This is a genomic window from Chryseobacterium soli (assembly GCF_000737705.1).
GTDB classification, from domain to species: domain Bacteria; phylum Bacteroidota; class Bacteroidia; order Flavobacteriales; family Weeksellaceae; genus Chryseobacterium; species Chryseobacterium soli.
In genome coordinates, this window is record NZ_JPRH01000004.1 from 481,418 (window position 1) to 493,206 (window position 11,789).

Sequence of the window (11,789 nt, forward strand, 5' to 3'; positions counted from 1 at the left end):
TTAAGAATTTCCCCAAGCGCTTAATACAATGAAATATTAGGGAATATCCAGATTTATATATACAGAAAGCCCCTAAAAAGGGGCGATTTGTGTCTGTTGCTTCTTAAATAGTTTATTCCATTTAGTTACAGAATTTCTGCTTAGCTTAAAATGTGCAGCCAGCTGAGTATTATTGAGTTTATTTTTTTTCTGATAGTCTAAAATTTTCATAATGGAAGATTCATTATAAGATCGATGTTTCTGATTGAAAATAAACGTATTTTTATTTTCTTCCCTAAAAAGTATTTTATTGAAAGTGATAACATCTAGTATTGAAAAATCCTTTTTATCTAAAAATGATTTATATTCTTCTTTTTTATCAGGATAATTCTCACTAACAAGATCTGAATAAATTCTTCTGTAATCTGGCATTCTTTTTTCCATAATATTTTAGCTTTTGCATTATTTCAACTCCATTTTCTCGCATCTTTAAATTACATTATTATTGACTGCCTTATACTTTTGCAGCCATTTATAAAGTGTAGTTTTAGGGATTTTATATTCATTAATAACTTGATTTTTTGTCATTTCCTTTTTATTAACCTTTGCTAATACAAATTCTATAATTTCCTTTGTATAAAGATTTTTACGAAACTGCGGTAATAATGAGCTGCTTTTTACTATCGGTTGATTATAGCCCATTGATGCTTGTGGAGAATAAAAAACCAAATGCTGAGAATACAGTCTGAAGAAATCATATTCTAATAATTTAGACCATCGCAATAACGTTTTCGTATCAATATGGCTGGATTTATACATCTGTAAAACCTCTTTTTCCGTACAGCTTAGAAAGCTGCATATACGATCCATCTCTATACCTCTTTCAATTAGACTCTTTTCTATCAGTGAGCCTATATTTATATTTTTTAAATCCATATGTGATTATATTTAAAATGTATGAATGAAAACAAATAATAGTAGTGTTGCCAAGCAAAAAAACAGGAACTCTAACTGAGAAGCAAAATCTCCAACTGTTTATTTGCCTTAATGTATGTTTTAGAGATTAAATAAAGTTTCCATCGCTACAGCCAGTGCAACTTTTTGATATTCGCATTTTGTAAATATCTAAGTTCATACATTTCTAAAACCTCCTTCTCCGTTTACCGGAAAGACAACTATATATTTTTTCCATCCCATAAACTTCAGCCAAAGCAGATCCGCAGATAGATACTTACAAACTATTAAACCAATTCTCTGACTGAAGATTATTACTAACTGAATTAGCATTTTAAAAAAGATAATTCAAGCTATCATCCTGGGCTTACCTTTTTTAGAATATTATATACTTGGAAAATTTTGCTTATACTTAAAAAGCACCGGGAAAATTTTAATAAACAACATTAATCTTTTTCTTGAGAAACCCTTGTTATGCTTTTAATTGTAACATCCATAGCAGTGTCAGATTTTATTTTAATAATATATCCGGTGCCAATAGATAAGGGGTCAGCTATTGAAATTAGATAAAAAACAAGATTTCCTGTAGTTACACCATTAGGCGCAACAGCAGTTTGGTCTATGGAAAATGTTGAAGGAGGAAGTGGATTTGATAAATTGACTGTTACATATCCTACGGATCCGTTATTTTTACCGCTGTAGCTTGCAATAATACGCCATATATGAACTTGTCCCGGAATGGGATTTTCTAAAAATGTACCGTTCGTCTGATTATACATATCCCCTACAACATGAATTCCAAGATTCTCCGGCCAGCTTGTTGTAGGCGAAGGAGAAAAATCTGTCAGCACATTTATAGGCGTCTCGTAGGAAATATTTTCATAAGTACTCAAGGGAACTCCTCCCGAAGCTCTAAATAAAAATGTAGGCTGTACTCCATCGCCACTATTCATTTGGACAACTCCTTCATTGGCTGTAGTTAAGGTTTGTGAAGAAATAGCGGTACTCCATTGAACCCCATTGAAATACCGTAGGGTTTTATTGGCAGTATCATAAATAATCATTCCGCTTACCGGCGAGCTCACATTCGTTGGAGGATCTACATTTCTGGATAACACCAATGCAGAATTCGCAGAAGAAATGTCAACAATGCCTTGCGGATTCGGTGTCCCAATTCCAATTTTACCATCCGATCCCATTCTCGCTGCTTCAGTAGTATTTGTTTTAAAAATTATGGACTGTAGATTATTAGTTCCTATAAAGTTGGTTGAAATACCAGGATTTCCGGTTGTTTTCCAAACGCTGGAATTGAATGTTTCTAAATCAGTAAACCGACTCCAGACTGTACCATTACTGATATAAATACCTGGAATTACATCATTAATCGTCGCAGTGTTATAGACAAGCATGCCGGCACTAAATACGCCTGTATTTGTAGAATTAAGTGCTACCCTATTCAGCATAAGTCCTTTATTAGTAGAGGCTAATTCAAGATCAGCGTTGATATTCGGTGTCACTGTATGTATTCCGACTTGAGAAAAACACCAAGTACAGGACATGATACAGATCAATACATTAAAAATTTTCATGGTTGAGTTTTTATGGTTAAAATATAAATGCTAATTAAATCATCAATTATTCAAATTTTAAATAATTGTTTTGTCTCTATTATTATTAATCATAGAAGTTTTAATTAGAATTATAGTCTTATTTATAATTCAAATGTTATAATTTGCTTTTCGCGGTTTTACAACGTATTTGCTTTTCTGGTGAATTGCAGACTGTTTTACATTTTAATAAAAAATGAGTCCACTTTACCTTTAGAGAAATAATATCACACTGATTAATCTTTGGCTTGAGAAATCCTTGTTATACTGGTAATCGTAACATTCATTGCCGTATCAGATTTTATTTTAAAAGTATATCCGTTGGCAAGAGACATAGAATCAGGAACGGTAACTAAATAAAAGACAAGATCTCCTGTAGTGACACCATTGGGGGCAACCGCTGTTTGATCTATAGAAAACGTTGAAGGAGCAATCATATTGGATAAATTAACTGTTACAAATGCAACAGATCCATTATTTTTACTGTTGTAGCTGGCAATAACACGCCATGTATGGGTTTGTCCCGGAATAGAATTTTCAAAGAAATTGCCATTCGCCTGATTATATATATTGGCAACAGTAGGAGTTCCGATATTCTCCGGCCAGCTGGTTATAGGAGTAGGGGCAAAATCTGTCACAATATTTACAGGAGTCTGATAGGCTATATTTTCATAGGTACTTAAAGGAACTCCGCCAGAAGCTTTAAATAAAAATGTAGGCTGTATTCCTGCTCCGCTTCTCATTTGAACAACTCCTTCATTGGCTGTAGTTAAGGTTTGTGAAGATATAACGGTACTCCATTGAACCCCATTAAAGTATCGCAAAGTTTTAAAGGTCGTATCATAAATAATCATTCCGCTCACTGGTGAATTTACATTCGTTGGAGGACTTACATTTCGGGGTAATACCAATGTGGAATTTGCAGAAGTAATGTCAACAATCCCTTGGGGAGTTGTGGTTCCGATACCAATTGTACCATCCGATCCGATCCTTGCTCTTTCAATACTGTTTGTTTTAAAAACAAAAGGCTGTAAATTAGTCGTTCCGATAAAATCTGCGACACTACTAGAATTTCCGTTTGTTTTCCAGACGGTAGACAAAGACGAATTCAACGTTTGTGTATCAGTAAGCCGAGTCCATATTAGCCCATTACTGATATAAGTACCTGGCGTTACATCATTAATCGTTGCGGTGTTATAAACGAGCATACCGGCATTAAATACTCCGGTACTTGTTGAATTCAAAGGAACTCTATTCAACAGAAGTCCTTTATTAGTGGATGCCAATTCAAGATCAGAATTGGCGTTCGGGGTTACTGTATTTATTCCGACCTGAGAAAAATAACAAGTAGAGGACATTATACAAATCAATAAATTAAAACTTTTCATGGTTGAGTTTTTATGGTTAAATTATAAATGTAATTAATTCACAGAAAAGGGATTTTTAAAACAAATTATCCTGTTTCTGATATTAATAACAATAGTTTTAGTTTTTGGTAAATTTATATTCTTATTATGTATGGAGCATAAATGTGTTGGACTCTATACTTTTAAAAATATTTACAAATCTAAGTCTAGGCTAAGTGTTGAAAAATGATACAGATCATCTATGAATATGATTTTGCTTACTATATTTCATATAATAAACTATAATTTCGTTAACATATTGATTCAAATCAGCTCTTTTCCGAATTATTGAGATTTTGATACACAGAAAAAAATGATGATCATCATTTTAAGTATTTTGTAAAAAAAAGTTTAGTAAAAAATTTTAAAAAAATATTATAAATATTGATATAGAATGACTATTTTTACTGTAGATTTAATTCCCTAATTGGTTACTTATTCTAAATGAATATTAATATAACTGAGTAGATCTCTTTGAAATGAAAATTTTTTGGGAGTAATTAAAACTAGTAAAGTGTTTTTATAATTAAACAATAAAGCCTCTCCTATTTTATTTCAGAAATGATGAGAGAGAATATGTTCCCAAACATGAAGAGAGGCTTATTATACATACAAAACCCTTCCTCTTTTCATCTTAGGTTTTGACGCCCATATTATTGCTTTTAGAAGGAAGGGTTTTTATAAAGAAGTTTTTTTAATAATAAATTTCAAAATCAAAAATACATATTACAGGTCCTAATTTTTAAGCTTTTTAAGCCGTAAAATATCAAGTATTTTAATCGTGCCTGCATTTCTGTCGATCATCTTCTCTCCTTTAAAATCGCTGAGAATTCTGCTGACCGTTTCATTGGCCATACCCGACATAGAAGCAAGATTTTCACGCGAAATTTCAAATTCTTCTGTATTAGGGTGAGTAGTATGTAGCTTTACAAGCACCTCTGCCATTCTCTTTCTAACAGAATAATAGGCCATCTGCAACAATTGCTTTTCCTGATCAACAACATTCTTTGCTAAAATTGCAATGAATTTTTCAGCGATGTCCGGATATTTATAGACTAACGTATCCATAATTTCTTTCGAAACAGAACACAATGTAGTATCTTCAAGTACTTCAGCTGTTTCTTTATATTCTTTTCCTGAAAACATAGACGTAATACCGAAATAATCTTCCAGAGTATAAACTCCAGTCATCAACTCTTTTCCATCATCCGTCATTTTTGTGGTTTTTACTGAACCTGACAAAATTAAATAAATCTTATTAGCCGCATCACCTTCAAAATACACTACTTGCTTCTTTTTAAAGAATTTAATTTTTCGTTTACTAAATGATTTTTTTAATTCATTAAGACCGTGTGAATCCTGAAACAGAGTTGTTATCTTACTAAGATTAGAGCTGTAAAGACTTTTCTGACGGTCCTTCTTTTTCAGCCGACTTTCTATAGCACTCAGAAGTTCTATATCATCAAAAGGTTTTGTAAGATAATCATCAGCTCCCATTTCTATCCCTTTTCTGATCTCTGTTCTATCGGTCTTTGCGGTAATAAAAATAAATGGTATCAGTGCCGTATCTTCTCTTTTACTCAAAAGATACAGAACTCCATATCCATCAAGCTCAGGCATCATAATATCACATAAAATAACATCCGGTATATGTTTAATAGCCAGTTCCATACCTTTTTTCCCATTAGAAGCCTGAAATACTTCGTAATTTGCAAGCTCGAGGATCTCCGAAGTATTCTCACGAATATCTTCATTGTCTTCAATAATCAGTATATATTTTTTTTTCATCAGATTTAAAGGGCATTATTTGTACTATACATCTTTTTAAACAGCAGCGTAAACTGTGTACCTGCTCCTTGCTTACTTTCAAAATGAACCTTACCGCTCATTAGATCTACATACCTAAGTACAATAGTAAGCCCCAAACCTGTGCCCGGGATATTATCAATATTATGTGCCCTGAAAAAAGGATAGAAAATAGAAGAATGATCTTCTTCCGGTATTCCTAGGCCATTATCTTTTATGGTGAAAATATATTCTTCTTTATTTATTTCAGTAGAAAATTCTATCCGCGTATGCTCGCCCGAATATTTTATGGCATTCGTCATCAGGTTTATTAAACAATTTCTTAATAGGTTTTGGTCAATATGGATTTCACGGTCTGGCCCTGTATGCTGGTAAATAATGATTTGGCCCTTTTTAGTAATCAGCTGCATTTCTTCAGTAAGTTCCTCAGAAAATTCAACAATATCAAATGAACCGTAATGTGGTTTTACAATTCCTACATCCAGTTTCTCCAGAGAAAGAAAATCATTAAGAATGGAATTCAGGCCGGCAATCGCATTCTTAATTTTATGAAGATGTTTTAATATCTGAGCGCTATCAGAAATTGGAAGGTATTTTTCTATTAATACAACAGATAGCTGTATAGAACTTAAGGGCGTACGAAACTCATGGGATGCCATCGATACAAAGTGAATTTTCATCCTGTTGAGTGCCTTTTCTTTTTCCAGCGTTATATGAGCTTCTTTTTTTGCTTTTTCTAATTTATAAAGCATTTGATTGAGGTATTTTGTCCTGCTCTCAACTGATTCTTCAAGTTCAGTAGAATATTTTTTGATATACTCTTCCTCTTCTTTTTCTTTTGTAAGATCATGAATAAAACCTGTGTAAATTATTCTGTCCTGAAATTGCACCCTGCTCACAGCAAGCCTTAAAGGAAACTGAGCCCCGTCTTTTTTTAAGCCTCTGATCTCTTTTGCCGTCCCAATATTTTTTTCTTCTTGTCTATCCTGGCAGTGAAAAAAATAATTATCATATTTACTTTTATCGGTTTTTGGCATCAAGACAGAAATATCCTTACCTATAAGCTCTTCCTGCTTATACCCGAATATTTTTAAAGCAGAAGGATTAAGACTTTCTATTCTGCCCCTATTGTCAATAGTAATAATACCATCAATAGCATTTTCTATGATGGCAAATAAAAGTTTTGCGTTTTCCATGGTTATTAATATCTGAGTTATATAAAACTAATACTTTTACACAAACGCCTCAATATTCAATATATATAATTAATTTCTTCTCAATTTTAAAAAGTAGCACTAGCAGAATATTTATCTATACTGATTCTCAAAATAATCTTACTCTATGCTAAAAATAAATACAGACATTTTGCTCTGTCTGTATAATAATTTTCGGTGTAAAATTTATACTCTCTATATCACTTTTCAGATTGATTAGAAATTAAATTTTGATATTCTTTTATAGTCAAATTCCTAAGATTTGACTATAAAAGATCTAAATCTTCTATTGCATCTTAAAGAGCAATATACGGGACGAGGTGGAGACATCTACATTATTGGTATAATTCCCACCCTGTCCGCGGCCAAGATTCAGGACCCAAGTTGCACCACCCGCAGGTATCGAGATTGTTGTATTCCATTGTGCCGAATGATTGGACGTTCCTCCACAGTTGCTGGGAGAATTGGAGTGTACACGCATATTGGTTCCATTATTAGGAAAATCCAGAAAATAGCTGTTAATAAGGCTTACCAGAGTTCCACAATCGCCACCGTTGGTAGCGTTAGAAAATTCAAGCGAAACATTTACCTGATAAACACCTGCAGCTAAAGTTACCGTATTACCAATGAAGCTTATCCCCGGCGTTGTGTTTATGGTGGAAACAAAGTTAGGGAGTGATGATGAACCTCCGATACCTACACCTGAAAGCACAGTAGAACTCGTATTATAACTTAACACAAAAGTTGGAATATTATTAACCTTCCAGCTCGCAAGACCATTAGCGTCAGACACTAAAATCCGGCCATTGGCCTGTGTTCCATCTGTAATACGCAATGCTGAACCTGCTCCCGCAGTACCCGTTACATAGAGTTGGGAAATTAAATCAGGTGTTGTTCCTATACCAATATGTCCATCACTCAAATCCAGAAGAAAATCAGAGTTTGTCCCTCTGGTTATTACAAAAATGCCGTTGGTGCTGAAATTAGGGTTAATCCCCATCCCAGTTATTCTTGCAACTCCGCTGGCATTCTTAGCTGTGAAATTTTGTATTACAGCCTGTCCATTTACACTGTTTTCCAGTTTCAGCGCTGTATTTGATGCAGCAGATGCAGATACAATAGTACTTCCCGTACCTGCATTAACAATATCCAGGGTGGTTGTTGGAAGTTGTGTACCTATACCTACATTTCCATTTGCAGCAATACGGGCTTTTTCAGTATTATTGGTACGAAAGACCATATCCTGATTATCTGTAGTTCCAAGAAAATTGGTACTTGATACTGTTCCTGTATTCCCCAGAAACCCCCAACCTAATCCTCCCTGAGCCACTCCTCCATTCGTAGCTCTCCAGTTACCATTACTGTAGGAAAACTCCAAAGCCTGCCCATTAGGGACACTGAAACCATTCAAAGCTGCTCCAAAACCTCCGGTGGTATTATTGTAAATAATCAAACGCTGACCGGCATTGGGAGCTGAAGGAGCTGTAATAGCTACACTTGCCGTTGCTGCTCCCGTAAGCTGGACCTGACTTACATTGGCAGGTACCGTAGCAGAATTACCACTAACAGCCACAGCTGTTTCACGGTTGGTAATAGCACCGTTAATATCTAAAGTTGTACCGGGTGTAGGAGTATTAACACCTACATTTCCGTTTGCTGTAATACGAGTTTTCTCAATATTATTGGTACGGAATACCATATCTTGGTTATCAGTAGTTCCCAGAAAATTTGTACTTGGCACTGTTCCTGTACTCCCTAATAAATTCCAAGCTGTTCCACCTGGATCCGCTCCTCCATTCGTAGCTCTCCAGTTACCATTACTGTAGGAAAACTCCAAAGCCTGCCCGTTAGAGATACTAAAGCCATTCAAAGTCGCTCCAAAACCTCCCGTACTATTATTGTAAATGATAAGACGTTGTCCCGAATTAGGGGGTGCGGGAGCTGTAACAGCAACAATAGCTGTAGCGATACCTGTAAGCTGAATCTGGCTTACATTCGAAGGTACAACAGCGGAATTACCACTAACAGCAACAACTGTTTCGCGGTTGGTAATAGCACCGTTAATATCTAAGGTCGTACCAGGTGTAGGTGTATTGATACCTACATTACCTGATTGTGCATATAACACAATACTGAATGCATTTAATGCAAGTAAGGTAAAAAATTTTTTTTTCATGTTTTAAAATGTATTAAATAATTAAATTCGGAAATCTTGATTATAACAGAAATACTAGGAGATATAATTCAGAAAGTTTTAGGTACTTTGTAATACAGAAGGGTTACACACAACAATTCTTATCTGGAAAATTTATTAGCACCTAAAGAAAATTGTGTTTATAAAATATCTTAATAAATTATTATCTATTAAAATTATTCTCCACAGTGTGAATATACAAACAAAATATCGAATTAATAATAAATAATAAATACAATTAAAATATTAACAAAATAAAAAGATATGAATAGTGAAATATAAAAAATAACCATAAAATTCACCTACACTATTTTGTTTACCTGACAGCACATTAATTCACCGGCATTGTATTACAGCAAAAGGAAATGTAGCAATCACCAGCGGATATTATATGTTCTACCGATCTCACAGTTTGATAATGGAACTGTTTCCAGATATGTTTTATTAAAGTAATGATTCTTAATAATACAATAAAAATTGAAACGTATAAGATACCCCACCTGATATTGTTTTAAAACAAAAAAACTGTCTATAGTAGACAGTTTTTCATTATATCGAGTTAAATAAGCGTTTATACAAAAATTAAAAATGAGTCCAATAATAAAGGAATATTATCGGGGGTATAAAACAAAAAAGCCCCTAAAATAGGAGCTTTTTGTGACCGCGAAGGGATTCGAACCCCCAACCCTCAGAGCCGAAATCTGATATTCTATCCAGTTGAACTACGCAGCCATTTTTGTGTAAATAATTGGTAATAAGTAAAATTAATTATCTTATTACCAATCACTCATTAGGTAATATTAGAAAGTTATTTTCACCCCTCCCAAAATCTGTGCGCCAAGAACTTTATATCCTTTGTACGTCTGGTATTTTGAGCTTAGAAGATTATTTCCGAGTGCGAAAATACTAAAATTTTTGTGAAATTTGTACTCTGCGGAAAGATTTAAATCAGCATACCCACCAACTTTATCATTTTTGTTCTCCGTAGACTGGTAAATCATACCCGGATTCGCTATACCTTCGATAGCGAAAGAGTTTGTGGTTCTGTCACTTGCGAAGATTCCTTTGAAGCCTAACAGTAGTTTTTTATCAAGCATTGTATATTTTGCTCCAATGCTTGCATTAAGCAACGGAACGTTATAAATATCTTCATAATTCTTCAGATCGTACTTGGTAAAACGAACTTCACCGTCAATAATTAGGTTAGCCAAAGGAAAATACTGGATGCTTCCCTTAATATCGCTTACATTTCCGTCGTCATACACTGCAGAGAATGTATTGGCAAAATTGTAGGCAGAACGGTTCAGTGTAAATCCGTTGTCAAAAATACTGTTTCCTTTAAAGAACATAATATCTCTCATTTTTCCATACCCTGCTGAAACATCATACTTGATAGTTTCATCGATATCTCCTCTCAAACCTACATACAGATGGTATTTGGTTTCTGTTGGTTTCAGATACTGGTCAGAAACAAGGAAAGGATTTTCCTGCAGCATATCTCCGTACGTATTGATCTTCAGACCTCCGTCTACCCCACCATAGAATTTAAATTCTTTAGCGGCTGCAAACTGGAATTCGGCCTGTGGAAACCAATAGGTCTTATTGTTTTTCATTTGCTCAGCCATTAAATCGTTTGAATTTTTGGCATTAAGGAATGAAAACGCAGACCCTAACATTAAATAGGAATCTCCTTTTCTAAAAGTAACTTTCGGTGTTAAGCTTGTATTGAAAAAGTTGGATGAATTTCTGTCTCTGATGGCAAAATCCGTTTTTACAGCTTCTAATCCAATACCTAAGTCTGCATTTAAGGTGATACCCGATTTACCCATCTCAACAGCATGTTTAGACAAATTAGCCAACATGGAAACCTGATTTTCCTGAGCATCAAAATGATCTTTTAAGAATGAAGATTTCACCCGAATATCATTTAAAATTTCATTGGAATAGAAGTCATAATATCCATTCACTTTAAACTGGTTGACCGTTTGCTTCAGATCTACATCAGAAGATGGCTGTAAGGCGTAAATACCATAGTAATTGTAGTTATTTAAGCCGTATTCCGCATTCAGATTAAGTTTCCCTTTATCACCATAAGAATTTACGAAAGCCCCGATGGTTGCAGAACTCTGCTTAGAATCCCAGTCGTATTCTTTTTTAAGTCCCTGTGTGGAAAGGAAATGGAAATCACCACCCACTTCAAGTTTATTTTGAAGGGTTTTAGAGATATTGGCATCTCCAAGGATCTTTCCATAATTGCCCATTCCAAACTGGACGTAATTATTCTGTGCTGTACCTTCAAATTTCGGAGCTACATCTTCCCCCTGAATCGTCGAAGTTTTGAAATCCGAAACCGCAGGAACATCTGTAATTTTGTATTGTACAGGATTCTGAGATTTCTCCTCCGGCGGATAATTCTTAATCGTTTCTACGGAAGTCTTCTTCTTTTCGATCTTCTTCACCTCCGGTTCTCTTTTTTTATTAAGAATCAGCTTCTCTTCTTTAATCTGGGAAAACGCAACCTGCGAAACTCCTAAAAGTAATATGGATAATATTTGAATTTTTCTGTTCATTACATATTGTATTTATGTATTCACGTAAATGTATTAATGATATAATACCCATGAATACG

The 11,789-nt window shown here is 34.3% G+C and carries 8 protein-coding genes and 1 tRNA gene; all 9 read right to left on the minus strand.

Going from position 1 to position 11,789, the window contains the following annotated elements; translation table 11 throughout:
- Window positions 1–72 precede the first annotated feature (72 nt).
- On the minus strand, window positions 73–423 hold the full coding sequence (locus tag IW15_RS12530; protein WP_034711662.1) for a hypothetical protein: 351 nt from the start codon (window positions 421–423) through the stop codon (window positions 73–75).
- A 45-nt stretch (window positions 424–468) separates the two neighbouring features.
- Window positions 469–915 (minus strand): hypothetical protein, encoded by a 447-nt coding sequence (locus tag IW15_RS12535; RefSeq protein WP_034711663.1) that lies wholly within the window; start codon window positions 913–915, stop codon window positions 469–471.
- A 464-nt stretch (window positions 916–1,379) separates the two neighbouring features.
- Entirely contained in the window at window positions 1,380–2,522 is a 1,143-nt protein-coding gene (locus tag IW15_RS22050) for a hypothetical protein (protein ID WP_051881998.1), read from the minus strand.
- Between the two features lie 254 nt (window positions 2,523–2,776).
- Window positions 2,777–3,928 carry a hypothetical protein gene (locus tag IW15_RS12550; RefSeq protein ID WP_131368553.1) on the minus strand — a complete coding sequence of 384 codons (1,152 nt, stop codon included), beginning with the start codon at window positions 3,926–3,928 and terminating at the stop codon, window positions 2,777–2,779.
- A gap of 753 nt (window positions 3,929–4,681) precedes the next feature.
- Entirely contained in the window at window positions 4,682–5,734 is a 1,053-nt protein-coding gene (locus IW15_RS12555; RefSeq protein WP_034711665.1) for a response regulator, read from the minus strand.
- Window positions 5,735–5,739: 5 nt separating this feature from the next.
- The gene (locus IW15_RS12560; RefSeq protein WP_034711666.1) at window positions 5,740–6,948 is read right to left on the minus strand and encodes a PAS domain-containing sensor histidine kinase; all 1,209 of its coding nucleotides are present in this window, start codon (window positions 6,946–6,948) and stop codon (window positions 5,740–5,742) included.
- A gap of 304 nt (window positions 6,949–7,252) precedes the next feature.
- Window positions 7,253–9,142 carry a beta strand repeat-containing protein gene (locus IW15_RS12565; protein ID WP_034711667.1) on the minus strand — a complete coding sequence of 630 codons (1,890 nt, stop codon included), beginning with the start codon at window positions 9,140–9,142 and terminating at the stop codon, window positions 7,253–7,255.
- A gap of 676 nt (window positions 9,143–9,818) precedes the next feature.
- Window positions 9,819–9,892: transfer RNA gene (locus tag IW15_RS12570), tRNA-Arg, on the minus strand.
- A 68-nt stretch (window positions 9,893–9,960) separates the two neighbouring features.
- The gene (locus IW15_RS12575) at window positions 9,961–11,730 is read right to left on the minus strand and encodes a TonB-dependent receptor (RefSeq protein ID WP_034711668.1); all 1,770 of its coding nucleotides are present in this window, start codon (window positions 11,728–11,730) and stop codon (window positions 9,961–9,963) included.
- Between the last annotated feature and the right edge of the window lie 59 nt (window positions 11,731–11,789).

Excerpts from the sequence above, each read along its gene's own strand:
- IW15_RS22050 (WP_051881998.1), bottom strand. The coding sequence starts at position 2,522 with ATGAAAATTTTTAATGTATTGATCTGTATCATGTCCTGTACTTGGTGT.
- IW15_RS12560 (WP_034711666.1), bottom strand. The coding sequence starts at position 6,948 with ATGGAAAACGCAAAACTTTTATTTGCCATCATAGAAAATGCTATTGAT.
- IW15_RS12555 (WP_034711665.1), bottom strand. The coding sequence starts at position 5,734 with ATGAAAAAAAAATATATACTGATTATTGAAGACAATGAAGATATTCGT.
- IW15_RS12575 (WP_034711668.1), bottom strand. The coding sequence starts at position 11,730 with ATGAACAGAAAAATTCAAATATTATCCATATTACTTTTAGGAGTTTCG.
- IW15_RS12535 (WP_034711663.1), bottom strand. The coding sequence starts at position 915 with ATGGATTTAAAAAATATAAATATAGGCTCACTGATAGAAAAGAGTCTA.
- IW15_RS12530 (WP_034711662.1), bottom strand. The coding sequence starts at position 423 with ATGGAAAAAAGAATGCCAGATTACAGAAGAATTTATTCAGATCTTGTT.
- IW15_RS12565 (WP_034711667.1), bottom strand. The coding sequence starts at position 9,142 with ATGAAAAAAAAATTTTTTACCTTACTTGCATTAAATGCATTCAGTATT.
- IW15_RS12550 (WP_131368553.1), bottom strand. The coding sequence starts at position 3,928 with ATGAAAAGTTTTAATTTATTGATTTGTATAATGTCCTCTACTTGTTAT.